At 69.5% G+C, this 26,471-nt stretch carries 22 protein-coding genes; 13 read left to right on the top strand and 9 right to left on the bottom strand.

The features are described 5' to 3' along the window. The first annotated feature begins 28 nt into the window (after positions 1-28). The 13 genes from IT355_02185 to IT355_02125 all read left to right on the top strand — a co-directional run bounded on the left by IT355_02185 (position 29) and on the right by IT355_02125 (position 14,128). Positions 29-424, top strand: coding sequence for an NADH-quinone oxidoreductase subunit C (locus tag IT355_02185; protein MCC7052046.1), 396 nt, complete (start codon positions 29-31; stop codon positions 422-424). Then, positions 421-1,653, top strand: a complete 1,233-nt coding sequence (locus tag IT355_02180; protein MCC7052045.1) for an NADH-quinone oxidoreductase subunit D — start codon at positions 421-423, stop codon at positions 1,651-1,653. Before IT355_02185 ends, IT355_02180 begins: the two co-directional genes overlap by 4 nt. Then, a complete protein-coding gene (gene nuoE / locus IT355_02175; GenBank protein ID MCC7052044.1) occupies positions 1,641-2,117 on the top strand; it encodes an NADH-quinone oxidoreductase subunit NuoE in 477 nt (158 codons plus the stop codon). The genes IT355_02180 and nuoE overlap by 13 nt, the downstream gene beginning before the upstream one ends. A 38-nt stretch (positions 2,118-2,155) precedes the next feature. Beyond that, a complete protein-coding gene (gene nuoF, locus IT355_02170) occupies positions 2,156-3,484 on the top strand; it encodes an NADH-quinone oxidoreductase subunit NuoF (protein ID MCC7052043.1) in 1,329 nt (442 codons plus the stop codon). After that, entirely contained in the window at positions 3,484-4,962 is a 1,479-nt protein-coding gene (locus IT355_02165; GenBank protein MCC7052042.1) for a (2Fe-2S)-binding protein, read from the top strand. The genes nuoF and IT355_02165 overlap by 1 nt, the downstream gene beginning before the upstream one ends. Further along, positions 4,959-6,107 (top strand): NADH-quinone oxidoreductase subunit H, encoded by a 1,149-nt coding sequence (locus IT355_02160; protein ID MCC7052041.1) that lies wholly within the window; start codon positions 4,959-4,961, stop codon positions 6,105-6,107. The genes IT355_02165 and IT355_02160 overlap by 4 nt, the downstream gene beginning before the upstream one ends. A gap of 83 nt (positions 6,108-6,190) precedes the next feature. Next, positions 6,191-6,751, top strand: coding sequence for an NADH-quinone oxidoreductase subunit I (locus IT355_02155; GenBank protein ID MCC7052040.1), 561 nt, complete (start codon positions 6,191-6,193; stop codon positions 6,749-6,751). Beyond that, positions 6,751-7,242, top strand: a complete 492-nt coding sequence (locus IT355_02150; protein MCC7052039.1) for an NADH-quinone oxidoreductase subunit J — start codon at positions 6,751-6,753, stop codon at positions 7,240-7,242. Before IT355_02155 ends, IT355_02150 begins: the two co-directional genes overlap by 1 nt. Beyond that, on the top strand, positions 7,235-7,537 hold the full coding sequence (gene nuoK / locus IT355_02145) for an NADH-quinone oxidoreductase subunit NuoK (protein MCC7052038.1): 303 nt from the start codon (positions 7,235-7,237) through the stop codon (positions 7,535-7,537). Before IT355_02150 ends, nuoK begins: the two co-directional genes overlap by 8 nt. A gap of 6 nt (positions 7,538-7,543) precedes the next feature. Further along, positions 7,544-9,439 carry an NADH-quinone oxidoreductase subunit L gene (gene nuoL, locus IT355_02140; protein MCC7052037.1) on the top strand — a complete coding sequence of 632 codons (1,896 nt, stop codon included), beginning with the start codon at positions 7,544-7,546 and terminating at the stop codon, positions 9,437-9,439. Continuing rightward, complete coding sequence (locus tag IT355_02135) at positions 9,432-10,970, top strand: NADH-quinone oxidoreductase subunit M (GenBank protein MCC7052036.1); 1,539 nt, start codon at positions 9,432-9,434, stop codon at positions 10,968-10,970. The genes nuoL and IT355_02135 overlap by 8 nt, the downstream gene beginning before the upstream one ends. A 36-nt stretch (positions 10,971-11,006) precedes the next feature. After that, complete coding sequence (locus IT355_02130) at positions 11,007-12,392, top strand: NADH-quinone oxidoreductase subunit N (GenBank protein ID MCC7052035.1); 1,386 nt, start codon at positions 11,007-11,009, stop codon at positions 12,390-12,392. A gap of 98 nt (positions 12,393-12,490) precedes the next feature. After that, the gene (locus tag IT355_02125; protein MCC7052034.1) at positions 12,491-14,128 is read left to right on the top strand and encodes an NAD-dependent malic enzyme; all 1,638 of its coding nucleotides are present in this window, start codon (positions 12,491-12,493) and stop codon (positions 14,126-14,128) included. A gap of 7 nt (positions 14,129-14,135) precedes the next feature. Here IT355_02125 and IT355_02120 read toward each other — a convergent pair whose 3' ends face one another. The 9 genes from IT355_02120 to IT355_02080 are packed head-to-tail and all read right to left on the bottom strand — an operon-like array spanning position 14,136 to position 26,433. Then, a complete protein-coding gene (locus IT355_02120) occupies positions 14,136-15,884 on the bottom strand; it encodes a formate--tetrahydrofolate ligase (protein MCC7052033.1) in 1,749 nt (582 codons plus the stop codon). Between the two features lie 31 nt (positions 15,885-15,915). After that, positions 15,916-16,155: a formate dehydrogenase subunit delta gene (locus IT355_02115; protein MCC7052032.1), complete on the bottom strand. Its 240-nt coding sequence runs from the start codon at positions 16,153-16,155 to the stop codon at positions 15,916-15,918. Then, positions 16,145-16,996: a formate dehydrogenase accessory sulfurtransferase FdhD gene (locus IT355_02110; protein MCC7052031.1), complete on the bottom strand. Its 852-nt coding sequence runs from the start codon at positions 16,994-16,996 to the stop codon at positions 16,145-16,147. Before IT355_02110 ends, IT355_02115 begins: the two co-directional genes overlap by 11 nt. A gap of 1 nt (position 16,997) precedes the next feature. Beyond that, positions 16,998-19,781, bottom strand: coding sequence for a formate dehydrogenase subunit alpha (gene fdhF, locus IT355_02105; GenBank protein MCC7052030.1), 2,784 nt, complete (start codon positions 19,779-19,781; stop codon positions 16,998-17,000). Next, positions 19,778-21,313, bottom strand: coding sequence for a formate dehydrogenase (locus IT355_02100; protein ID MCC7052029.1), 1,536 nt, complete (start codon positions 21,311-21,313; stop codon positions 19,778-19,780). Before IT355_02100 ends, fdhF begins: the two co-directional genes overlap by 4 nt. Positions 21,314-21,318: 5 nt before the next feature. Then, a complete protein-coding gene (locus tag IT355_02095; GenBank protein MCC7052028.1) occupies positions 21,319-21,795 on the bottom strand; it encodes an NAD(P)H-dependent oxidoreductase subunit E in 477 nt (158 codons plus the stop codon). Between the two features lie 5 nt (positions 21,796-21,800). Further along, positions 21,801-22,856 (bottom strand): 2-oxoacid:ferredoxin oxidoreductase subunit beta, encoded by a 1,056-nt coding sequence (locus IT355_02090; GenBank protein ID MCC7052027.1) that lies wholly within the window; start codon positions 22,854-22,856, stop codon positions 21,801-21,803. After that, positions 22,853-24,652: a 2-oxoacid:acceptor oxidoreductase subunit alpha gene (locus IT355_02085; protein ID MCC7052026.1), complete on the bottom strand. Its 1,800-nt coding sequence runs from the start codon at positions 24,650-24,652 to the stop codon at positions 22,853-22,855. Before IT355_02085 ends, IT355_02090 begins: the two co-directional genes overlap by 4 nt. Beyond that, a complete protein-coding gene (locus IT355_02080) occupies positions 24,649-26,433 on the bottom strand; it encodes an FAD-dependent oxidoreductase (GenBank protein ID MCC7052025.1) in 1,785 nt (594 codons plus the stop codon). The genes IT355_02085 and IT355_02080 overlap by 4 nt, the downstream gene beginning before the upstream one ends. Positions 26,434-26,471 lie beyond the last annotated feature (38 nt).

The raw sequence follows: 26,471 nt of genomic DNA, 5'->3' as shown, positions 1-26,471 counted from the left end.
GCTGGTGCTGCACGTGGAGCCGCACGCCATGCTGGCGCTGGCTGGCCGCCTCAAGTCCGAGTTCGCGTTCGACCTCTTCCTCGACGTGACGGCGGTGGACTGGCCCGGCGCGCCGCTGCGCTTCGAGGTGGTGCACCACTTCTATTCCACGGTGCACAAGGTGCGGGTGCGGGTGAAGCAGCGCGTGCGCGAGGCCGAGCCGGTCGTCGACTCGCTGGTCTCGCTCTACGGCTCGGCGGGCTACATGGAGCGGGAGTGCCACGACATGTACGGCATCCGCTTCCGCGGCAACGACGACCTGCGCCCGATCCTGCTCTACGAAGGCTTCCAGGGCCACCCGCTGCGCAAGGACTACCCGAAGCAGCTGGAGCAGCCGCTGGTGCCGTACCGGCCGCCGCAGCGTGCGCTGGAGCGTGAGTTGTGACGGCGGGCATCCCGACCCCGACGATCCCGAACCCCGTCCGCCCGGCCTTCACGCCCTCGGGTCGCGATGACACGGTCATCGTCAACATCGGCCCGTCGCACCCGGCCACCCACGGCACGGTGCAGATCATCGCCGAGCTGGATGGCGAGCGCGTGCTGCGCACCGACGTGCACTGCGGCTACCTGCACCGCGGGTTCGAGAAGGAGTGCGAGGACCACACCTGGCACAACCTGATCCCGTACGTGGACCGGCTGAACTACTGCTCGGCGCTGATCAACGACTTCGCGTACTGTGACGGCGTCGAGCAGCTGATGGGGATCGAGATCACGCCGCGCACGAAGTACCTGCGCACGCTGCTCTCGGAGTACTCGCGCATCTGCGACCACCTCACCTGCGTGGCCGCCAGCCTGATGGAGCTGGGCGCGATGACGGCGTTCCTGTACCTGGTGACGGTGCGCGACGCGATGTACGAGCACCTCGCCGCGCTGACCGGCGCCCGGGTCACGTACTCGTACGGCCGCATCGGCGGCCTGGCGCAGGACGTCCCCGACGGCTGGTTCACGCGCCTCGAGGCCATCCTCGTCGAGTACGAGACGTACGTGGCGCGGGTGCACGCGATGGTGGACCGGAACCGCATCTTCATCGACCGGCTGCGCAACGTGGGTGGCATCAGCACGGCCGATGCGCTGCACTGGGGCTTCACCGGCCCGATCCTGCGCTCCACCGGCGTGCCCCGCGACCTGCGCCGCGACACGCCGTACCTGGCCTACGCCGAGCTGGACTTCGACGTGCCGGTCGGCATCCTGGGCGACAACTACGACCGCTACTACGTCCGCATGTGCGAGATGGACGAGTCGGTGCACATGATCCGGCAGCTGATGGCGATGATGCCCGAGGGGCCGATCAACGTGGTCGATCACCGCTGCGTGTTCCCCGAGAAGACGCTGGTCTACTCGGAGATCGAGTCGCTGATCAACCATTTCAAGCTCGTCATGGACGGGCCGTCGGTGCCGGAAGGCGACATCTACGTGGCCCATGAGGCGCCGAACGGGGAGTTGGGCTTCTACATCGTCAGCAGCGGCGGCGGCGTGCCGCACAAGGTACACGTGCGGTCGCCCAGCTTCGTGCACATGGGCGGCGTGCACCGGATGCTCGACGGGCACCAGCTGGCCGACATCGTGACCACGTTCGGCTCGGTGAACATGATCGGCGGGGAGTGCGACCGATGAAGCACCTGATCCCGGAATTCGAGGAGTGGAAGAAGCGGTACCCCGCCGGCTTCGAGGGGTCGCTGACCATCCCGTGCCTGCGTCGCATCCAGGAGGATCGCGGCTGGATCGCCGACAGCGACGTGGACGAGCTGACGGCATACCTCGGCGTTCCGCGCACGCAGGTCGACGAAGTGCTGGCCTTCTACACGCAGTTCACGCGGAAGCCGCTGGGCAGGCATCACATCCAGGTCTGCCGCAACCTCTCGTGTTCACTGCGTGGCGCCGATGGGCTGGTCGCGTACCTGTCGCGCCGCCTCGGCATCACGCCCGGGCAGACGACGCTGGACGGTCGCTTCACGCTCTCCACGGTGGAGTGCCTCGCGTCGTGCGGCACCGCGCCGATGATGATGGTGGGCGACACCTACCACGAGAACCTCACGCCCGAATCGGTGGACGCCCTGCTCGAGACGCTGCGATCATGAGCGATCCGGTTGCCACCGCTGTCTCACCCGCACCGGCGCTGTCGGGCACGAAGTTCTTCATGAACTTCCCCGTGACAGAGACCTCGCACCTGCTGGACGCCTACACGGCGCGCGGCGGCTACCAGGCCCTGGCCAAGGCGCTGCAGATGCAGCCTGCCGACGTCACGAAGGAAGTGTCAGCTGGCGGCATCCTCGGTCACGGTGGCGCCGCATTCCCGGCGGGACGGAAGTGGGGTGTGGTGAAGCTGAACGACGGCGAGCCGCACTACGTCTGCATGAATGCCGACGAAGGGGAGCCCGGCACGTTCAAGGACCGGTGGCTGCTGGAGCATGTGCCGCACATGTGCCTGGAGGGGCTGATCATCGGCTCGTTCGCGCTGATGGGGCGCCACGCCTTCATCTACATCCGCGGCGAGTTCGACCTGCCGTACCGGCGCATGGCCGCCGCCATCGAGGAGGCGTACGCGAACAACCTGCTCGGCGAGAACATCCTCGGCAGCGGGTACTCGTGCGACGTGGTGCTGTACCGCGGCGCGGGCTCGTACGTCTGCGGCGAGGCGTCAGCGATGCTGGCGTCACTGGAAGGGAAGAAGGGCTGGCCACGCAACCGGCCGCCCCGCCTGACGGTGAAGGGCCTGTACCAGAAGCCGACGGTGGTGAACAACGTCGAGACGCTGGCGAACATCCCGGTGATCATCGGGCGTGGCGCCGCCGAGTTCAAGAAGGTGGGCACACCGAAAAGTCCGGGCACGCAGATGATCTCGATCTCCGGCCACATCGCGCGGCCCGGTGTGTACGAGGTGGAGTACGGCTACTCGTGGGAGAAGTTCATCTACGAGGATTGCGGGGGCATGCAGGACGGTGCGGCGCTCAAGTGCATCATCCCCGGCGGCGTCTCGACGAAGCTGCTGTCGGCGAAGGAGCTCGAGGGGCTGACGCTGGACCACATCTCCGCCGTCGCCGGTGGCTCGCAGCTCGGGTCGGGTGGCATGATGGCCATCGCCGAGGCCACCTGCATGGTGCGCGTGGCGCAGGTGATCCAGCGCTTCTATCATCACGAGTCGTGCGGCCAGTGCACGCCATGCCGCGAGGGCATGGGGTGGATGGAGCGCATCCTCGACCGCATCGTGGCCGGTCATGGCCGCATGGAAGACATCGAGCGCCTCTATGAGATCGGCGAGGCGAACGACGGCACCACCATCTGCAGCCTCGGCGACTCCGCCGGCTACGCGAACACCGCGATCCTCGACCACTATCGCGAGGAGTTCGAGTACTACATCACGAACGGACGCTCGATGTACGATGGTCGCCTGACGGTGTCTGACCCGTTCGCCAGCGCGCTCGCGGGCGCAGGAGCGCGCGGCTGATGGAGTTCTTCATCGATGGCGTGCCGATGCAGGCGGAGGACGGGCAGACCGTCATCCAGGCCGCACGGGCGAACGGCGTGGACATCCCGCACTTCTGCTGGCATCCGGAGCTTTCGGTGCCCGGCAACTGCCGCATCTGCATGGTGGAAGTGGAACAGGAGAAGGGCGACCCCTGGTTCGACATCGCGTGCAACATGCCGGTGACCGAGGGCATGCGCGTGCTGCTGCACTCGGAGAAGATCGTCCGGCTGCGCAAGCAGACGATGCAGTTCATCACGCTGAACCATCCGGTGGACTGCGGCATCTGCAACAAGTCGGGGGAGTGCACGCTGCAGGACTTCCACTACGCGCACAACGGCCAGGCGTCGCTGTCGCGGGACGCGAAGACCCACGCCACCAAGTTCTTCCCGCTCTCGGACCGGATCATGCTGGACAACGAGCGCTGCATCATGTGCACGCTCTGCGTCCGGTTCACGAACGAGGTGTCGCAGTCGAAGGCACTCTGCGCCGTGAACCGGGGCGACCACGCCCTCATCCGGCCGGCCGAGGACGCGAACTTCGACAACGACCAGTACTCGGACAACGTCATCGACCTCTGTCCGGTGGGCGCGCTCCTCTCGCGGCAGCTGCTCGACCACGCGCGCGTCTGGTACCTGCAGCCCACGCGGTCGGTGTGCCCGGGCTGCGAGCGCGGGTGCAGCATCGACATCTGGCACCGCAAGCCGGAGTGGGCGCTGCGGGCGCTGGATCCGCGCCTCAACACCCGCATCGACCGCGTCACGCCGCACGAGAACCCCGAGGTGAACGGCCTCTGGGTCTGCAACAAGGCGCGCGACCTCGCGGCGCTGTTCGAGCGGCCGCGTGCCACGCAGGCGACGCTCGGCGGCGCCGCGACCGACCTCGCGACGGCCACCGCCAGCGCTGCGCGCCTCATCGCCGCGGCACGCCACCCGGTGGCGCTGGTGTCGAGCTGGGGCTCGAACGAGGAGCTGGCCGCCTTCGCGACCGCGCTGGCGCCGCATGTGCAGCCGTTCGTGAAGGCCGACCACCTGCCCCTGCCGGGTGAGGTGGTCGAGGACCACCTGCTGATCAAGCCGGACAAGAACCCCAACCGGCGTGCTGCGCTGGCGCTGTTTCCGGCGCTGCCCGGCACCCTGGCCGAGGCCATCACGCCGCAGACCGACCTCGTGCTCGTGTGGGGGGAGGGCTTCGACGGCAGCGCGGTGCCGGCTGGGGCACGGGTGATCCGCCTGGACGCCTACGCCGATCCGGTGCAGGCACAGGCCGACGTCTTCATCCCCGTCAGCATCCAGACCGAGCGGAGCGGGCACTACACGAACTTCGCCGGGGTCGTGTCGCCGTTCACCGCCTGCTTCGCGCCCGCCGCGGGCATCGCGCATGCCGAGGAGCTGTTCCGGGCCATCGGGCTGGCGCTGGCACCGGCGGTGGCTGGCGCACTCACCGGGCCGGCGGCATGATGCCCGACATCGTGATGGCGCTGATCTTCATCACCTACTCGCTGGTGGTGCTGCTCAGCTTCGGTGGGCTGCTCACCTGGGTGGAGCGGAAGCAGGCGGCGGTGATGTCCGACCGCATCGGCGCCAACCGGGCGTACATCCGCATCCCGTTCACCAACATCAAGCTGGTGTGGCTCGGCCTCTTCCACGGCATGGCCGACGGCCTGAAGATGCTGCTGAAGGAGAACTTCAAGCCGACCACGCACGACGCGGTGGGATACTTCCTGGCCCCGTTCGTGGTGTTCGCGCCGGTGCTGCTGGTGTTCGCGGTGATCCCGTTCGGCGGGGCGATCGATCCCGGGCTGCTCTTCCCGTCGCTGGCGGCCTGGTTCGGCGGCCGCATCTACACCCTGCAGATCGCGCACCTCGATGCCGGCCTGCTGATCGTGTTCGCGTTCAGCGGGCTGACGATCATCGGGGCGATGCTCGCCGGCTGGTCGTCGGAGAACAAGTTCTCGCTGCTGGGCGGGCTGCGGGCCGGCTCGCAGATGATCTCGTACGAGCTGGTGATGGGCCTGACCGTGATGGGGCTGATCCTGCTCTACGGCACCGTGGACCTGGATGCGATCGTCCGCCAGCAGTCGGGTATCGTGCTCGGCGTGCTGCCGCGCTGGGGGATCGTGCTGCAGCCGTTCGCGGCGATCCTGTTCCTGACGGCGGCGATCGCCGAGAACAAGCGCATCCCGTTCGACCTGCCCGAGGCCGAGTCGGAGCTCGTGGCCGGCTACTACACCGAGTACAGCGCCATGAAGATGGGGCTGTTCATGTTCGCGGAGTTCATTCAGATCGCGATCGTGGGGGCCCTGTTCACGACGCTGTTCCTGGGCGGCTACAACCTGCCGTTCATGGGTGACACCGGCTTCCAGTTCCCGGGCGGCCACGCGATCGTGCTCGGGCATGGCACGGTGCTGCTGCTGCAGATCGCGGGGTTCCTGGCGAAGGTGATGCTCATGTGCGTGATCCAGATCCAGGTGCGCTGGTCGCTGCCGCGTTTCCGCTACGACCAGATGCTGGGGCTGGCCTGGAAACTGCTGCTCCCGCTGTCGCTCGTGAACCTCTGCGCGACGGCGGTGATCGCGTGGCTGGTGCAGGGCGGGCGGCCATGAGCGCCTCCGGCCGTGAGCTGCCGCAGCTGCCGGTGCGTCCGGTGGTGACGCGGGTGAAGCGGGAGTACTGGAACGCCGCGCAGATGACCTGGTGGGAGCGGGCGTACCTGCCGGAGATCCTGCGCGGGCTGGGCATCACCACCGGGATCTTCCTCCGCAACATGGCGAAGTGGGTCACCGGCCGGCGCGGGGCGGTGACGACGTACTATCCCGAGGAGAAGCGCGCCGACTTCGCGCCGCGGAACCGGGGCAAGCACATCCTGACGCAGCGGCCCGACGGGTCGCCGCAGTGCATCGCGTGCAACATGTGTGCGACCGTCTGCCCGGCGAAGGTGATCGAGATCGAGGCCGGCTTCGACGCGAACGACCCGCAGCACCCGAAGTACCCGGTGCGGTTCGAGATCGACTACTCGCGCTGCGTCTTCTGTGGCCTGTGCATCGAGGCCTGCCCGGAGGACGCGATCCGTATGGAGCAGGACGTGCCGTCGCTGGTGGCGGGCGACCGCTGGGCCATGTGGCTCACGATGGACGAGATGCTGACCTGGAACCCGAAGCAGGACGTCGCGAAGCCATATCCACCCAAGCCCGCGCGACCGGCGCCGGGCGAGGGAGCACCGGGAGGCCGCGGACCATCGACACACTGATGCTCTACCTGTTCGGCATCATCGCCTTCGTGGCGGCGGGTTCGATGCTCTTCCTCCGGCAGCCCATGCGCGTGGCGCTGGCCCTGATCACGACGATGGTCATGCTCGGCGGGATCTACGGGCTGCTCGGCGTGCACTTCATCGCGGCATTCCAGGTGCTGATCTACGTGGGCGCCGTGATGGTGTTCATGGTCTACGTCATCATGCTGCTGGAGCTGCGCGAGGCCGGCGCCGACCGGCGGTTCTCACGCTGGCGGATCCCCGGCCTGACGATGTTCGTGCTGCTGGCGGCGGCACTCGGCGTGGGCACCTGGCGCGGTGCGGCGCCGGCGGTGGCGGCCGGCGCGGCGGGGGCGTTCTCGATGACCGGGTTCTCGTCGGCCTTCCTGACCCGCTACTGGCTCGAGTTCGAGCTCACGTCGGTCTTCCTCGTGGCGGCGATCGTGGCCGCCCTCGCGGTGATCCGCACCAGCCGGCGCGCCAATGGATAAGCACCAGTTCCTCCTCTGGCTCTCGCTCGGGCTCTTCTCGCTCGGCCTGCTCGGCGTGGTGATCCGGCGCAACGCGCTGGTGATGCTGATGTGCATGGAGCTCATGCTCAACGGCGTGAACCTCAGCCTCGTGTCGTTCTCGCAGCAGCGCGGCGACGCGGCGGGGGCCGTGCTGGTGTTCCTCGTCTTCGTCGTGGCCACCGCCGAGATCGCGCTGGCGATTCCCATTGTCCTGCTGCTGGTGCGACAGACGCGCTCCATGGACATCGAGCGGTACACCGACTTGAAAGGATAAGGGTCGATGGATCACGTGCTGGCGCTGATCGTCCTCCTGCCGCTCACCGGGTTCCTGCTGAACGGGGTGCTCAACACCGCCCTCGGCGGGCGCACCGGCACCGAGCGGCTCGCAGGCATCATCGGCTGTGCCTTCCCGCTGGCCGCCTTCGCGCTGTCGGTGCTGGCGGTGCTGCAGCTCCAGGCGAACGGCTTCGCCCCGGTCAACGAGCCGCTCTACCGCTGGGCGGCCGTCGGCGACCTGACCTTCGACATCGCGTTCCACCTCGACCGCCTCAGCGCCGTGATGCTGCTGGTGGTCACGGGGGTGGGCACGGTGATCCACGTCTACTCCACCGGCTACATGCACGGGGACCGGAGCTTCGGGCGCTTCTTCGCGTACCTGAACCTGTTCCTGTTCTTCATGCTGCTGCTGGTGCTGGGGCGCTCGCTGCTGGTGCTCTTCGCCGGCTGGGAGGGCGTGGGGCTGGCCTCGTACCTGCTGATCGGCTTCTGGTTCGACGATGCGGCCAACGCGCGCGCGGGACGCAAGGCGTTCATCACCAACCGCATCGGTGACGCCGCGTTCCTGCTCGGCATGTTCCTCCTGCACCGGGCCTTCGGCACCTTCGACATGGACACCATCAACGGCGCGTTCCTGACCGGGAACGGCGCCCTGCTGGTGTCGGCGAACCTGGTGGGGGTGCTGCTGCTGATCGGTGCGACGGGCAAGTCGGCGCAGATCCCGCTCTACGTGTGGCTGCCCGACGCCATGGCCGGCCCGACGCCGGTCTCGGCGCTGATCCATGCCGCCACGATGGTGACCGCCGGTGTCTACCTGGTCGCGCGGCTGTCGGGCGTGTTCATGCACGCCCCGGCGGCGTCGGCGGTGATGGCGGTGATCGGCGTGGCCACGGCGTTCCTCGCCGCCACCATCGCGATCGTCCAGACCGACATCAAGAAGGTCCTGGCCTACTCCACCATCTCGCAGCTCGGCTTCATGTTCCTGGCGCTGGGCGTGGGCGCCTACGGCGTGGCGATCTTCCACGTCGTGACGCACGCCTTCTTCAAGGCCTGCCTCTTCCTCGGCGCCGGCAGCGTGATCCACGCGCTCGGCGGCGAGCAGGATGTGCGGAAGATGGGTGGGCTGCGCACGAAGATCCCGCTCACCTTCTGGACCTTCGCCATCGCCACCGCCGCCATTGCCGGCATCCCCGGGCTGGCCGGCTTCTTCTCGAAGGACGAGATCCTCTGGTACGCCTTCGCCAGCAGCCGCGGCGGGGCACCGTGGCTCTGGGCCGTGGCCGCCGCGACGGCGCTGCTGACGGCCATCTACATGTTCCGGCTGCTGTGGCTCACGTTCCTCGGTCCCTCGCGCATGAGCCACGAGGTGGAGCACCATGTGCACGAGTCGCCGCCGTCGATGACGGGCGTGCTGCTGCTGCTGGCCGTCCTCTCGGCGGTGGGGGGCTACGTCTCGGTGCCGCACTTCCTCGAGCCGATGCTGGGGCTGCCACCGGTGGTGGAGTCGCGTGAGCACCTCGAGACGCTGCTGCTGGGTGTGTCGGTGGTGCTGGCGTTCGCCGGCCTGGGCATCGCGGCCTGGTTCTACGGCAGGCCCTCGCGCGCCGAGTCGGTGAAGCAGTCGTTGCTGCCGCTGCACCGGCTGCTGTCGGGGAAGTACTTCGTGGACGAGCTGTACGAACGCCTGTTCGTGACGCCGCTGGCGTGGGTGAGCGAGCATGTGTTCCTGCGCGGCGGCGACAAGCTGGTGCTGGACGGCACGCTCCACGGCATCGCCGCGCTGGCGCAGCGGACGGCCGGCCTCTTCGGGCGCCTGCAGACGGGCAGCCTGCACCTCTACGCCCTGATGGTCATGGCCGGAATCGTGGGCGCGCTGCTGTGGAGCTGGAACCGTGGCTGAGGCGACCCTGCTCAACCTCGTGCTCTGGCTGCCGCTCTGCGGCGCCGGCCTGCTGCTGCTCGTCGCGCGGCGGAACGACGACCTCGCACGGACGCTCACGACCGCCGTGATGGTCGCGCAGTTCGCCGCCGCCGCCTGGCTGTACCAGCGATTCGACACCACCACCGCCGCGCTCCAGTTCTCCACGGCGGTGCCGTGGATCCCGCAGTGGGGCGTGTCGTACCTCGTCGGGCTGGACGGGTTCAACATCCTCCTGGTGCTGCTCACCGCCTTCCTCGGGCCGCTGGTGGTGCTCGGGGCCCGCACGTCGATCGACCGTGACGTCACCTTCTTCCACGCGCTGCTGCTGGTGCTGCAGACCGCGATGGTCGGGGCGTTCGTGGCCCAGGACCTGTTCCTGTTCTACCTGTTCTGGGAGGCGATGCTGATCCCGATGTTCCTGATGATCGGCATCTGGGGCGGCACCCGCCGCGTGTACGCCACGCTCAAGTTCTTCCTCTACACCGCGGTCGGCAGCATCCTCATGCTGGCGGCCGTCATCTACCTCGTGAGCGCGCTGCAGGCCACCAGCGGCGTCACGTCGTTCGCGTTCGCGGACCTGTACCGCACGCAGCTGCCGCTCACCGTGCAGATGATCCTGCTGGGCGCCTTCGCGCTGTCGTTCGCGATCAAGGTGCCGATGGTGCCGCTGCACACCTGGCTTCCCGACGCGCACGTCGAGGCGCCGACCGCCGGCTCCGTGGTGCTGGCCGGCGTGCTGCTCAAGATGGGCACCTACGGCTTCATGAAGCTGGGATTCCCGCTCTTCCCCGATGCGGCGCGCGCGTTCACCCCGGTGCTCATGACGCTCGCGTCGGTCAGCATCGTCTACGGTGCCTGCCTGGCGCTGGTGCAGACGGACATCAAGAAAATCATCGCCTACAGCTCGATCAGTCACCTCGGGTATGTGATGCTCGGCTTGCTGAGCCTGGAGCTCACCGGGATCCAGGGCGCGATGATCCAGATGGTCAGCCATGGGCTGGTGGCAGCCGGGCTCTTCCTGCTCGTCGGCATGATCTACGAGCGGTGCCACACCCGCGAGCTGGCAGCGTTCGGCGGCCTCGCGCGGCAGGTCCCGGTGTATGCCGTCTTCTTCATGATCTTCACGCTGGCCTCCGTCGGGTTGCCCGCGACGAGCGGGTTCACCGGGGAGTTCCTGGTGCTGCTCGGCGCGTTCCGTTCGGCCTGGCCGGCGCACCTCGCCGGCAACGACCTGCCGCTCTGGCTGTCGGTGGCGGCCGTGAGCGGCGTGGTGCTCGGTGCCCTCTACATGCTGCGCTTCGCCCTGACCTTCCTGTTCGGCGAGCCGAAGGCGCCGCACCAGCCGCTCCGCGACCTCTCGGGACGTGAGCGCTTCATCCTCGGGGTGCTGACGGTGGCCGTCTTCGCGCTGGGGCTCTTCCCGGCCGGCGCGCTGCGCGCCACCGAGCAGGCGGCGGTGACCTACCAGCAGCTCGTCGGCACGCCCCGCGCGCCGGGGGTGACACCGTGACCCGGTTCCTCGCCAACTGCCGCGGCGGGAGGTCGGATGCCTGACCAGACCGCACTCACGGCGATGCTCCCCGAGCACAGCCTGCTCGCCGGCATCGTGGTGCTGATCTGCCTGGAGGTGCTGGGGCGCGGGTCGCGTCCCGCGCTCTGGGTGTCGCTGCTCTCGATTGCCGCGGCATCGGTCTCGGCGTTCTGGCTCGCGTCGATGCAGGTCACGGCGGAGCCGTTCGCGGGCCAGTTCTCGGTCACGCCGGCGATCCTGGTGGCGAAAGGGGCGCTGCTCGCCCTGGCGATTCCCGTGGTCCTGATGGCGCGCAGCGAGTTCAGGGAAGGGGAGTTCTCCCTGCTGCTGCTTTCGTCGCTGTACGGGCTGTGCCTGCTGCCGTCGTCGATGAGCTACCTGGTGATGTTCATCGGGCTCGAGCTGCTCGCGATGCCGGTGTATGCCCTCGTGCTGCTGGCGTACCATCGGCCCGAGAGCGCCGAGGCCAGCTTCAAGTACCTCGTGCTCAGCGGTGCCGCGTCGGCCACGTTCCTGATGGGTGTGTCGCTGCTCTACGGCGCCACCGGCTCGATGGACGTCTCCACCTTCGCGCAGGCGCTCGGGTCGGGTGATGCCCTCACCCGGACGGCGACGGTGCTGGTGCTGCTGGCGTTGTTCCTGAAGTCGGCGATCGTTCCGTTCCATGCCTGGGCGCCGGACACGTACGAGGGAGCGAGCATTCCCGTCACCGCCTACATGGCGACGCTCACGAAGGGTGCCGTGCTGCTCGCGGCGGTGCGGCTCTTCGGCACCGTGACGGTGACCGGTCCGCTGGTCGGCCTGCTGATGGCGCTGCCGCTGGCCTCGATCGTCTTCGGCAACCTGGCGGCGATCCGGCAGTCGTCCTTCCGGCGCATGATCGCGTACTCGTCCATCGCCCATGCGGGGTACCTGTTCTACGCCTTCCTCGGCGACCCGGCCGCGCGGATGCGGGCCGTGCTCTTCTACGTGATCGCCTACTCGGCGGCGAACCTGCTGGCGTTCGCGGTGGTGCCGCAGAACGACCGTGACGAGCAGCGCGATGCACTCGACAACTTCCGCGGGCTGTTCCACCGTGACCCGGCAGCGGCCCTGCTGATCGGCATCGCGATGCTCTCGCTGGCCGGCCTGCCGCCGTTCCCCGGCTTCGTCGGCAAGTTCATGATCTTCCGCAGCGTGATGGCGGCCGGCCACGTGACCTACGCGGTGCTCGGCCTCGTCGGCAGCTACCTCGGCATGTACTTCTACCTGCGCGTCATCGCGCGGATGTTCATGGGCGCCGGTGAGGCGGTTGCGACGGAGCAGCGCGCCGGCGCGCTGGCCCGCACCGCCGGCTGGATCTGCCTCGCCGCCACGATGCTGCTGGCGGCGCTGCCGGGGTGGGTGATCGGCAGGTTGTGAGTTCCGCAGCCGCGGGCTGCGTCCGCGATCGACGAGCAAGCGGGCCGACAGCGTTGATGCGCTGCCGGGCCTGAGCACATTCCAGTCGGCGAGGGGCCATGACGGCACCACAGCACCAGAAGCGCGGGGCGGACCTGCTCCACGATCCCGTCCTGAACAAGGGCACGGCGTTCACGCTGGCCGAGCGCGAGGCCCTCGGGTTGCGCGGGCTGCTGCCACCGCGCGTGATGACGCAGGACGAGCAGCTCGCCCGCATCCTGCCCGGCGTGCGCGCCAGGCCGACGCCGCTGGACCAGTATGCGTACCTGGTCGCGCTGCACGACCGGAACGTCACGCTCTTCTACCGCCTCGTGATCGACCATCTCGAGGAGCTGATGCCGGTGCTGTACACGCCGACGGTGGGGCAGGCCTGCGAGGACTTCGGCCGCATCTTCCGGCGCAGCCGCGGCCTCTACATCACCTCCGACGATGCGGGCAGCGTGGCCCAGGTGCTCGCGAACTGGCCCGCCGACGACATCCGCATGATCGTGGTGACCGACGGCGAGCGCATCCTCGGCCTCGGCGACCTGGGTGCCAATGGCATGGGGATCCCGATCGGCAAGCTCACGCTCTACACCGCCTGTGCCGGCATCCCGCCGCAGCAGTGCCTGCCGGTCACGATCGACGTCGGCACCGAGAACACCCGCCTGCGCGAGAGCGACTCCTACGTCGGCCTGCGGCACCCGCGGGTGCGCGGCGGGGAGTACGACGCCCTGCTGGAGGAGTTCGTGCTGGCGGTGCAGGACCGCTATCCCCGCGCGTGCATCCAGTTCGAGGACTTCGGCAACCACAACGCCTTCGCGCTGCTGGCGCGCTGGCGTGACCGCGTCTGCAGCTTCAACGACGACATCCAGGGCACGGCGGCGGTGGCCCTGTCCGGGCTGCTCTCGTCCACGCGCATCTCCGGCACGCCGTTCCGCGACATGCGGGTGCTGTTCCTCGGCGCGGGCGAGGCCGGCATCGGCATCGGCGATCTCGTCACCGAGGCGCTGGTGCAGGAGGGCATTCCCCTGGAGGAGGCGCGTCGCCGCTGCTGGTTCGTGGATTCGGGTGGGCTGGTGGAATCCACGCGCACGGGGCTCGCCGCGCACAAGCAGCGTTACGCGCACGAGCACGCCCCGGTGTCGACGCTGCTCGAGGCGGTGGACTCGCTCAAGCCACATGCACTGATCGGCGTGTCGGGCACGCCGGGGATGTTCACCGCGCGGGTGCTGGCGGGCATGGCGCGGTCACACGAGCGGCCGGTGATCATGGCGCTGTCGAATCCCACCTCGAAGGCGGAGTGCACCGCGCGCGAGGCGTATTCCGGCACCGAGGGTCGCGCACTCTTCGCCAGCGGGAGCCCGTTCGCACCGGTGACGTTCCGCACGCGCACGCACGTGCCGGGTCAGTGCAACAACGCGTACATCTTCCCGGGCGTGGGCCTGGGCGTGGTGGTGTCGGAGGCGTCGCGGGTGACGGACGAGATGTTCGCGGCGGCGGCGCGCACGCTGGCGGGCACCGTCACCGACGACGACCTGGCGATGGGGCGTCTCTATCCAAGCCTGTCACGCATCCGTGAGGTCTCGCTGGAGATCGGGGTGCGGGTGGCGGAGATCGCGTTCCGGCGCGGGCTGGCGCGGTGTGCGCAGCCGGACGACATCGCGGCGGCGGTGGCGGCCGCGATGTACCACCCGGACTATCCCGAGATGGCCTGACACCGGCTCACGAGAGTCCCTCGATCCTTCCGTCGGCGTGCACCTGCATGCCCTCCGCCGCCGGCACCTTCCCCAGCCCCGGCATCGTCATGATGTCGCCGGTCTTCGCCACCACGAAGCCGGCGCCGGCACTCCCGGTCACCTCGTTCACGGTGATCCGGAAGCCGGTCGGCACGCCAAGCCGCGTCGCGTCGTCAGTCAGCGAGTACTGCGTCTTCGCCATGCACACCGGCGTGTCGTGCAGCCCGATGGACTCGAGGTAGTCGATCTGCCGTGACGCCGCCGGCGTGATGTCCGCGCCGTCGGCGCCGTACACCGCGCGCACGATCCGGTCGATCTTCTCGCGGATCGGGAGGGCGCTGTCGTAGACCGGCGCGAAATCCGCGGTGCCGCCCTCCAGCAGCGCCAGCACGCCACGCGCCAGCTCCTCGCCGCCGGCGCCACCCTCCGCCCACACGTCGCTCAGCGCAACGTCCACGCCGATCGACCGCGCGTAGTCCTCCACCATCGCCAGCTCGGCGTCGGTGTCGGTGAGCCGGCGGTTGATCGCGACGATCACCGGAACGCCGAACTGGCGCACGTTCCGCACGTGGTGCGCCAGGTGCGGCAGCCCGCGCTCCAGCGCATCCAGGTCCTCGATGCCGAGGGCGTTCTTCGGCGCACCCCCCTGCATCTTCAGCGAACGCACCGTCGCCACCAGCACCGCCGCCTCGGGACGCAGCCCGCCCATCCGGCACTTGATGTCGAAGAACTTCTCGGCGCCCAGGTCGGAGCCGAAGCCGGCCTCGGTCACCACCACGTCGCCCAGCGCCAGCGCCGTGCGCGTGGCCACCAGGCTGTTGCAGCCGTGTGCGATGTTGCCGAACGGCCCGCAGTGCACCAGCGCCGGCCCGCCCTCCAGCGTCTGCACGAGGTTCGGCTTGAGCGCGTCCTTGAGCAGCAGCGTCATGGCGCCGCTCGCCTTCAGGTCGCGCGCCCGGACCGGCTGCTTGTTCGCGCCCGCGGTCGCGCCGACGATGATGCGGCCCAGCCGCTCCTCCAGGTCTGCCAGGTCGGTGGCGAGCGACAGGATCGCCATCACCTCGCTGGCCGGGATGATCACCCAGCGCTCCTCGCGCGGGATGCCCTCCCCGGGGCCACCCAGCCCGATGATCGCGTGGCGCAGGGCGCGGTCGTTCATGTCGATCGTGCGCGGCCAGGTGATGCGGCGCGGGTCGAGCCCCAGCGCGTTGCCCTGCTGCAGGTGGTTGTCCATCATTGCCGACAGCAGCGAGTGCGCGCTGCTGATCGCGTGGAAGTCGCCGGTGAAGTGCAGGTTGATCTCGTCCATCGGCAGCACCTGCGAGTAGCCACCACCGGCCGCGCCGCCCTTGACGCCGAACACGGGCCCGAGGCTCGGCTCACGAATCGCGAGCACGGCGTTGGTCCCGATGCGGCGCAGCGCCTGCGCCAGGCCCACGCTGACGGTGCTCTTGCCCTCGCCGGCGGGAGTGGGGTTGATCGCGGTGACGACGACCAGCTTGCCGCGCACCGGTCGGGTGGAGAGCTCGAGCGGCAGTTTCGCCTTGAACCGGCCATACTGCTCGATGTCATCGGCCGCGAGGCCCAGGTCCGCGGCCACGGCGGTGATCGGCCGGAGGGTGGCAGACTGCGCGATCTCGATGTCCGACGGCACGATGGTGGTGCTCACGTACGCTCCAGTGACGGTGAAGGGTCGATGTCGACAGGTGGCGGGGCGCCGCCGGGCGACCCGCATGGCGGTGGTGCGGGGCAGTGGTGCCCCTGGCTCACGAGGAAGTGTCGGCGCCCGGGGGTCGGAGGGCGCGGACCACCAGGGGGTGCAGCGCGATCGCGCCTTCGCCCGCTGCGGCGTGGCGGTCCGCAATCGCGAGCAGGTCGCGCCGCATCTGTGGATCCCAGAACTTCTGCAGGTGATCGCGCACCCCGTCGACCGACTCCGGGTCAGGGTACGCGGAAAAGTACTGCGCAATCTGGTTGGCCATCCGTGCCAGGTCGTCAGGGCGCACCGGCGTCCCCGCGGCGGAATCGCACGAAGCGGCGCACACCGTTGCCACCGGCGCGGCAGGCGAGCGGCAGCCCGAGCGCCTCCGCCCACTGCAGGGCCATGCTCGTCGGGGCGGAGACGGTGGCCAGCAGCCGTGCCCCCGTCACCGAGGCCTTCTGCACCAGCTCGAAGCTGCAGCGGCTGGACATCACGACGAAGCCTGGCTGTGACAGGCGCCCGGACTGCGCGAGGGCGCCCACCAGCTTGTCGAGGGCGTTGTGGCGGCCGACGTCCTCGCGCACCAGGAGGATCGCACCGTCCGGTGCACACCACGCCGCGGCGTGCACGGACCGGGTGCGGGCATTGAGCGGCTGGAGGCCGGGCAGCTCCGCGAAGGCGCGATCGAGTGCACTGTCACCGATGTCGGGAATGAGTGCACTGTCACCGGTTTGCGGGGATTCGGTACGGGAGCGGTCCTGGCGCGCGTGGAGTGCGGCCAGCGATTCCAGGCCGCAGAGGCCACAGGCGGTGCCGGCCGGCATCGCGCGCACCGGCATGGCACTGCGGTCGAGGCGGGCCTCGTCCACACGGAGGTCCACGGTCACATCCTGCAGGAAGGTGGAGACCTGCACCTCGCGCACGGCGCCGGCGTCGGGGATCAGGCGTTCCGTGACCGCGAGGCCGATCGCGAGGTCGGCGAGGTCCGCCGGCGTGGCCAGCTGCACGGTCCACGGATTCCCGTTGATCGTGATCTGGACCGGCGATTCCACGGCGATACCCCACGTCTCGGCATGACCGGTGTCGCCGGCCTGCACGCGGCGCAGTTCCGCTCCCGGCAGCGCCGGCGGCTCGGGGATGGTCATCTCAGTCCAGCGGACTCACTTCGACCGCCGTCACCTTGTACTCGGGGCAGTTGGTGGCCCAGTCGGAGAACTCGGTGGTGATGACGTTGGCGGCGGCCTCGGGGTGGTGGAAGGTGGTGTAGCAGACGCCGGCCGGCACCCGTTCGGTCACCGCCGCGTGCAGCGTGATCGACCCCTTCCGGCTGGCGAGCCGCACGCGGTCGCCGTCGCCGATGCCACGCAGCTCGGCATCGTGCGGGTGGATTTCGAGCAGGTCCTCGGGATGCCAGGTGCTGTTCTTCGTCCGGCGTGTCTGTGTGCCCACGTTGTACTGCGTGAGCGTGCGCCCGGTGGTGAGCAGCAGCGGGAAGCGCCGCGTGGACTTCTCGTCGGTGGGCACGTATTGCGTGATCATGAACCGACCCTTGCCACGCACGAACCCCGCCTCGTGCATGATGCGGGTGCCGAGCGGGGTGGCGGCGGTGCAGGGCCACTGCACGCTCCCGACGCGGTCCAGGTGCGCGAACGACACGCCGGCGAAGGTCGGGGTCAGCGCCGCGATCTCGTCCATGATCGCCGAGGCGTCGGGATACGACATCGGGTAGCCCATCGCCGTCGCCAGGCGGCAGACGGCCTCCCACTCCGCCATCCCGCTGCGCGGCGGCATCACCGGCCGCACGCGATTGATCCGGCGCTCGGCGTTCGTGAACGTGCCGTCCTTCTCCAGGAACGCCGTGCCGGGCAGGAAGACATGCGCGTACTTCGACGTCGCGTTGAGGAACAGGTCCTGCACCACCACACAGTCCATGGCACGCAGTGCCGCGGTCACGTGCTGCGTGTCGGGGTCGCTCTGCGCGAGATCCTCCCCCTGGATGAAGAGCCCGCGGAACTGTCCGGCGAGTGACCCGGCCAGCATGTTCGGGATTCGCAGCCCGGGCTCGTCGTCGAGGTGCACCTGCCACGCCCGCTCGAACGAGCCGCGCGTGTCATCATCGGAGATGTGACGGTAGCCCGGCAACTCGTGCGGGAACGAGCCCATGTCGCAGGCGCCCTGCACGTTGTTCTGGCCGCGCAGCGGGCTCACGCCCACGCCATCCCGTCCCAGGTGGCCGGCCACCATCGCCAGGTTGGCGATGCCCATGACCATCGTGCTGCCCTGGCTGTGCTCCGTGACACCCAGGCCATAGTAGATGGCGGCGTTGCGGGCACCGGCGTAGAGGCGCGCCGCGCGGCGCAGCTCGGGAGCGCTCACCCCGGTCATCCCCTCGGTGGCCTCCGGTGCCTGCTCCGGCTGCGTGATGAAGGCCTTCCACATCGCGAACGAGGCGTCGTCGCACCGCTCGGCCACGAACTGCGCGTTGGCCAGCCCCTCGGTCACGATCACGTGGGCGAGCGCGTTGATCACGGCCACGTTGGTGCCGGGCCTGAGCGCCAGGTGGTGCGAGGCACGCACATGCGGGCTCCGCACCAGGTCGATCCGGCGCGGGTCGATCACGATCAGCTTCGCGCCCTGCCGGATCCGCTTCTTCATGCGCGCGGCGAAGACGGGATGGGCATCGGTGGGGTTGGCGCCGATCACGACGATCACGTCGGCGCTGGCCACCGAGCGGAAGTCCTGCGTACCGGCCGAGGTGCCGAAGGTCTGCTTCAGGCCGTAGCCGGTGGGGGAGTGACAGACGCGCGCACAGGTGTCGATGTTGTTGTTGCGGAACGAGGTGCGGACCATCTTCTGCACCACGTACACCTCCTCGTTGGTGCAGCGTGACGACGACACGCCGCCGATCGCCCCGACGCCGTGCGCCGCCTGGATGGCGCGGAACCGCGCCGCTGCATGGGCGATGGCCTCGTCCCAGCTCACCGTGCGCCACGCATCGGTGATCTGCTCCCGGATCATCGGGTGCAGGACACGGTCGCGATGGGTGGCGTAGCCCCACGCGAAGCGTCCCTTCACGCACGAATGACCCTCGTTCGCGCCGCCATCCATGTCCGGCACCATCCGCACCACCTCGTTGCCCTTCGCCTCGGCGCGGAACGAGCAGCCCACGCCGCAGTAGGCGCAGGTGGTCCGCACCACGCGGTCCGGTTGCCCGGACTCGATCACGCTCTTCTCGGTGAGCGTGGCGGTGGGGCAGGCCTGCACACACGCTCCGCACGAGACACACTCGGAGCCGAGGAACGTCTCGCCGATGCCGGCGTGCACCGTTGCCCCGAAGCCGCGCCCCGCGATCGTGAGGGCGAAGGTCCCCTGGACCTCCTCGCAGGCGCGCACGCAGCGCGCGCACACGATGCACTTCGAGGCGTCGAACGTGAAGTACGGGTTGGAGGCATCGGTGGGCGCCGCCAGGTGGTTGGCGCCATCGGTGCCGTAGCGCACCTCGCGCAGCCCCACCGCACCGGCCATGTCCTGCAGCTCACAATCCCCGTTCGCCGCGCAGGTGAGGCAGTCCAGCGGATGGTCGGAGATGTAGAGCTCCATCACGTTCCGGCGCACCCGCGCCACGGTGTCGCCCTGCGTGCGCACGACCATCCCCGCCTCCACGGGCGTGGTGCATGACGCCGGCAGCCCCTTCCGGCCCGCGATCTCCACCACGCAAAGTCGGCAGGACCCGAACGGGCGCAGCGAGTCGGTGGCGCAGAGGCTCGGGACACCAATGCCGGCCTCGCGTGCGGCGCGCATCACCGAGGTGCCGGCGGCCACCTCCACCGCGATGCCATCGATGGTGAGGCACACGCGGCCGGCGTCGGCCGTCACCGCTGGCGTGCCAAGGTCGCGGCGCGGGGCATCGGCGTTCCGGAGCAGTGTCATGCGGGGACCTCCTCGCCCAGTGGCGCTGGCATGGCAGGCACGAGCTCGTGCCCGAAGTACCGCAGCACGCTGCGCACCGGCATCGGGGTGAGGCCACCGAGCGCGCAGAGCGACCCGAGTTCCATCGTCTCGCAGAGGTCATCGAGGAGCGCGCGACTGGCCGCGACCGACTCACCGCGGCGCAGGCGGCCGATCACCTCGGCGCCGCGCGTCGAGCCGATCCGGCAGGGGGTGCACTTGCCGCACGACTCGTGGGCACAGAACTCCATCGCGAACTGCGCCTGCTCGCCCATGTCGGCCGTGTCGTCGAACACCACCACGCCACCGTGGCCAAGCATGGCGCCGATCGCCGCCATCGACTCGTACGCCAGCGGGGCATCCCACTGCGACTCGGGCAGGTACGCGCCGAGTGGCCCGCCCACCTGCACGGCCTTCATCGGGCGCCCGCTGGCACAGCCCCCGCCGAAACCCTCCACCAGCGCCCGCACCGTGATGCCGAACGGCACCTCCACCAATCCGCCACGCGTCACGTTGCCGGCGAGCTGGAAGGGCATCGTCCCCCGTGACCGGTCCACACCGTGGCCCGCATACGCCGCGCCGCCGCGCGCCAGCACCTCCGTCACGGCAGCGAACGTGAGCACGTTGTTGATCACCGTCGGCTGGCCGAACAGTCCCTCCCGGGCCGGCAGCGGCGGCTTCGCGCGCACCACGCCGCGCCGGCCCTCCAGGCTCTCCAGGAGCGCCGTCTCCTCGCCGCAGATGTAGGCGCCCCCACCGAGCCGCACCGCGATGTCGAAGCCGTCGCCGAGCACGCCTGCCTCGCGCGCCACGTGGAGTGCGCGGTCGAGGGTGCGCGCCGCCAGCGGATACTCCGAGCGGAGGTAGATGAACCCCTGCGCGGCGCCGACGGCGCGTGCCGCGATGGCCATCCCCTCGATGAGCTGCATCGGATCCGCCTCGATGAGGAGCCGGTCCGCGAACGTGCCCGAGTCCCCCTCGTCTGCATTGCAGACGACGTAACGCACCGCCGCGGGCGTGTCGTGCACGGTCTGCCACTTGAGCCCCGCGGGAAACGCCGCACCGCCACGGCCGCGCAGCCCCGACGCGACCACCTCGTGGATGATGGCCTGCGGCGCGAGCGCGCGCGCGCGTTCCAGGCCGGCCAACCCGCCGGTGTCGCGGTAGTCGCTGAGCGAGAGCGGGTCGATGATGCCGGCCCTGGCGAAGGTCAGGCGCTGCTGCTGCCGCAGCCATGGCAGCGCGTCCACCAGGCCGAGGCACGAGGGGTGAGCGCCGGTCGGCACGCCGGCCGCGAAGAGTGCGGGGACGTCGCCGGCGGACAGGTTCGCGAACCCGATGCGCCCCGCCGGCGTCGCCACCTCGAGCAGTGGCTCGAGCCAGTACGCCCCGCGGGAGCCGGTGCGCACGATCCGCACATCGAGCGCCTGCGAGATGCTGCACGCCTCGATTGCCGCCGCGACGTCGTCGGCACCGACCGAGACGGCACCGGTGTCGGCCGGCAGGAACAGCACCGTGCTCACGCCGTGCCTCCGAGCTGGGCGATGAGCGCATCGAACCGGGCCGGTGTCACGGCGCCATGCACCCGGTCGCCGATGCGCACTGCCGGCCCGAGGGCGCAGTTCCCGAGGCAGTACACCGCCTCGAGGTGCACCCGTCCATCGGACGTGGTGGTGCCGGCCGACACGCCGAGCGCCTGCGCGGCGTGCCGCATCAGCGCGCGGCAGCCCACCGACTGGCAGGCCTCCGCCATGCAGACCTGGACGACGTGGCGCCCCACCGGCGCCTCGCGCAGGTCGCCGTAGAAGCTCACCACACCGTGGACCTCGGCGCGCGACAGGTTCAGCGCCTGGGCGACCATGCGGATGGCGCCCGGCGAGACATGGCCCACCCGCTGCTTCACCGCCTGCAGCAGCGGCAGCAGCGGCGTCGATCCCGCCTCCGCCCCGGACAGCAGGTCGCGAAGCGTGTCGACTTCGTCGTCTGCCGTCCGCACCGGCGTTACCGGAAGCGTCGCATGAGGGCGTCGAGCGCCGCGCTGCCCGGGCACAGTTCCTCGTACGGCACGTCGATCAGCGGCTTCTCCACCGTGCGCAGCATCTCGTGCATGCTGCGCCCGCCCTCGTCCACGAACAGCAGCCCGGTGGCGAGCTCGTGGCGCAGCTGGCAGTCGCGCACGTAGGCATAGGCCGACTCACGGTTGGTGGGATCGTAGTCCGCCTGCGTCGCGCGCAGCCGGACCTTCGATCCGTCGTGCATCTGCACCACCCGCACGTGGGCATCGGTCTCCGGCACCGTGATCTCGCGCTGCAGCGGCACGAAGTCGGTCTGCACGACCTCCACCTCATGGTCGCGGGTGAAGGAGTAGCTCTTGGTGCTGCCCTCGTGGTCGTTGAACGACACGCAGGGCGAGATCACGTCCACCAGTGCCAGCCCGTTGTGTGCGAGTCCGGCCTTGAGGATCGGCACGAGCTGCTTCTTGTCGCCCGAGAAGGAGCGCGCCACGAAGGTCGCGCCGAGGGTCAGCGCCAGCAGCACCGGGTCGATCGGCGCCTGCTCGTTCGCCTCGCCCTTCTTCGACAGCGAGCCGATGTCGGCCGAGGCCGAGAACTGGCCCTTCGTCAGGCCGTAGACGCCGTTGTTCTCGATCACGTAGAGCATGTCCACGTTGCGGCGGATGGCGTGCGAGAGCTGCCCGAAGCCGATCGAGAGCGAGTCGCCGTCGCCGGAGATGCCGATGTACGTGAGCGAGCGGTTCGCCGCCGCCGCCCCCGACGTCACGCTCGGCATGCGCCCGTGCACCGAGTTGAAGCCGTGCGACTGCTTCATGAAGTAGGCGGTGGTCTTCGACGAGCAGCCGATGCCGCTCATCTTGCCCACGCGATGCGGCTCCAGCTCCAGCTCCCACGCCGCCTGCACCAGCGCGGCGGTCACGGAGTCATGCCCGCAGCCGGCGCAGAGCGTGGACATCGCGCCCTCGTAGTCACGGAGCGCCAGCCCGCGGCCGTTGGTGCGCGAGCTCGGGTGCCGTACCGGCGGCTTTGCGATCGAGGTCATGCGGTCACTCCGGCCAGGTGTGCACTGACGGCATCCACCACCACCTTCGCGGTGAGCGGCATGCCGCCGTAGTCGAGGATCGAGGTGAGGGTGTTGGGGTCGACCGAGAGCTCGATCGTGAGCAGCGACCGGAGCTGCGCGTCGCGGTTCTGCTCGATCACGAAGACGCGCTCGTGGCCGGCGATGAACTCGCGCACCGCCTCGCCGAACGGGAACGCCCGGATGCGCATCACGTCGGCCGCGATGCCCTGCGCCCGGAGGATGTCGGCGGCCTCGCGCACGGCGGCGTCGCAGCCGCCGATCGTCACCAGGCCCACGTCGGCGGGGCCGTGCGAGTGGATCGCGGGCGCCGGCACCATCGTGGCCGCGTGCGCGAACTTGCGCTTCAGGCGGTCCACCACCTCGAGGTAGGCGTCGGAGTCCTCGGTGTAGGCGGCGTGCTTGTCGTGGCCCGAGCCGCGCACGAAGTAGGCGCCCTTCGGTGAGACGCCGGGCAGGGTGCGCGCCGCGATGCCGTCGCCATCCACGTCGGCGTAGCGCGAGAAGCGCGGGAGTGCCTCGAGGGCCGCCGCGTCGAGCACCTTGCCGCGGTCGGGACGGTAGCGGTCGTCCCAGGTGAGCCGCTTGACCATCCAGTCGTTCATGCCGATGTCCAGGTCCGATGCCACGAAGACCGGCGTCTGGAACCGCTCGGCGAGGTCGAAGCTCTCGACGGCCATGCCGAACGCCTCGTGCGGGTCGGCGGGGAAGAGCACGATGTGCTTCGTGTCGCCGTGCGAGGCGTAGGCCAGCGTCATCAGGTCGGCCTGCTGCGTGCGCGTCGGCATGCCGGTGGCCGGCCCGCAGCGCTGCACGTCGAAGAAGACGGCCGGGATGTCGGTGTAGTAGGCGAGCCCGATGAACTCCTGCATCAGCGAGATGCCGGGGCCGGAGGTGTTCGTGAACGAGCGCGCCCCCGCCCAGCCGGCCCCGATCACGATCCCGGCCGCCGCGATCTCGTCCTCGGCCTGCAGGATGGCATAGTTGTGCATCCCCGTCTCGGGGTCCACCCGGTACTTCTCGCAGAACCCCTTGAACGCCTCCATCAGCGCGGTCGCCGGCGTGATCGGGTACCACGCACCGACCGTCGCCCCCGCGAACACGCAGCCGAGCGCACTCGCCGTGTTGCCGTCGATCAGGATCGAGTCCGCCGTGGCATCCATCTTCGCCAGGTGGAACGGCAGCGGGCAGGCGAAGTGCTCCATCGCGTAGCCGTAGCCGAGCTGGATCGCCTTCTGGTTCGAGGCCATCAGCTTCGGCTTCTTGCCATACTTCTCCGTCAGCATCCCGCCGACGATCTCCATGTCGATGCCGAGCAGCGCCGCCAGCGAGCCCGCATACGCGATGTTGCGCAGCAGGGTGCGGTCACGGTCGCCCTCGAACGCATCCACGCAGAGCTGGCCGAAGGGGATGCCGAGGATCGTGATCCCCTCGCGCACCAGGTCCGGGTCCAGCGGCCAGGTCGAGTCGTAGAGCAGGTAGCCGCCGGGCCGCACCGTGGCCACGTCCTTGGCGTAGGTGGACGGGTTGAGTGCGACCACCAGGTCCACCGCCGAGGGGCGCGCCGTGTAGCCGTCACGGCTCACCCGGATCTCGTACCAGGTGGGCAGCCCCTGGATGTTGGAGGGGAAGATGTTCTTGCCCGTGACCGGGATGCCCATCCGGAAGATCGCCTGCATCAGCAGCGCATTGGCGCTGGCCGAGCCGGTGCCGTTGACGGTGCCGATCTTGAACGCGAAGTCGTTGATCCCGCTCATCGCTGCGCCACCTGTCCGGCGTAGGGGAGGTTGAGGTCGAAGGTGCGCATGTCCCACGCCGCCGTCGGGCAGCGCTCGGCGCAGAGCCCGCAGTGCACGCAGACGTCCTCGTCCTTCACCATGATGCGCTTGGTCTGCGGCAGCGCATCCGAGAGGTAGATCTCCTGCGCGAGGTTCGTGGCGGGCGCCGAGAGCCGCAGGCGCAGCTCGTCGACCGGGCTGCTGTTGGTGGTGATGGTGAGGCAGTTCGTCGGGCAGACGTCCACGCAGGCGTCGCACTCGATGCAGAGCGTCGACGTGAAGTGCGTCTGCACGTCGCAGTTGAGGCAGCGGGCCACCTCCTCGGCGGCCTGCTCCGGCGTGAAGCCAAGCTCCACCTCGACGTCGATCTTGCGGAAGCGCTCCACCAGCTCCTCGTGCCGCATGGTCGCGCGCGAGGCGGTGTCGTAGTCGTTGGAGTAGGCCCAGCTGTGCATGCCGACCTTGGCACTCACGAGCGTCATGCCCACCGGCGGCCGGTCGGTCACGTCCTGCTGGTTGCAGTGGAGGTCGATCGAGATCGCGGCCTGGTGCCCGTGCGCCACGGCCCAGATGATGTTTTCCGGGCCCCACGCCGCGTCACCGCCGAAGAACACGCGCGGGTTCGTGCTCTGGTGCGTGACCCGGTCCACCACCGGCATGCCGCGCTGGTCGAACGTCACGCCCGAGTCCTGCTCGATCCAGGGGAAGGCGTTGTCCTGCCCGATGGCGAGGATGACGGCGTCGCAGGGCAGGATCACGGTGTCGATCACGGTGCTCGACTGCCTGCCGGTGGCATCCTCGGTCCACGACAGCCGCTCGAACTCCATGCCGACCAGCACACCACCCTCCACCACCAGCCGCTTCGGGGCGTGGTTCTCGATGATGTGGACCTGCTCCTCCTCGGCATCCTCGAGCTCCCACGGCGAGGCCTTGAAGTGCTTGCGGCCGCGGCGCGCCCCGACGGTCACGTCGGTCGCGCCGACGCGCTTCGCGGTGCGGCAGCAGTCCATCGCGGTGTTGCCCACACCGATGATGATCACCCGCCTGCCGATCTCGGTGAGGTGGCCGAAGTGCACGTTCGCGAGCCACTCGATGCCGATGTGCACCTGCGACGGGGCGTCCCACCGGCCCGGCAGGTCGAGCTCCGTGCCCTTGGGCGCGCCGCTGCCCACGAACACGGCATCGTAGCCCTCGGCCAGCAGCCCGGTGAGGCTCGTGACCTCGGTGCCGTACCGGACGGTCGCGCCCTGGTCGATGACGTAGCCGCACTCGTCATCGAGCACGCTCGCGGGCAGGCGGAACGACGGGATGTTGACGCGCATCAACCCGCCCGGCTGCGCGTGCTTCTCGTAGATCGTGACGTCGTAGCCGAGCGGCAGGAGGTCGTTCGCGACGGTGAGGGCGGACGGTCCGGCCCCCACCAGCGCGACGCGCTTGCCGTTCTTCGTTTCGGCGCGGGCCGGCAGCCGGTCGCGGATGTCGCCGCGGTTGTCCGCCGCCACGCGCTTCAGCCGGCAGATCGCGACCGGCTTCTCGTCCACCCGCCCGCGCCGGCAGGCCGGCTCGCAGGGACGGTCGCAGGTGCGCCCGAGGATCCCGGGAAAGACGTTCGACTCGCGGTTGAGCATGTACGCGTCGTCGTAGCGTCCCTGGCCGATCAGCCGGAGGTAGCCGGGCACGTTGGTGTGGGCCGGGCAGGCCCACTGGCAATCCACGACCTTGTGGTAGTAGCGCGGATTGGAGACGTCTGTCGCTGCCATGATGCGAAAATTCCCCTCGTAGGTTGCCGTAGCTTGCC

It is taken from the genome of Gemmatimonadaceae bacterium, from assembly GCA_020851035.1.
In the GTDB taxonomy this organism is placed as follows: domain Bacteria; phylum Gemmatimonadota; class Gemmatimonadetes; order Gemmatimonadales; family Gemmatimonadaceae; genus JACMLX01.
This window is presented reverse-complemented; position numbering and strand designations above follow the sequence as displayed.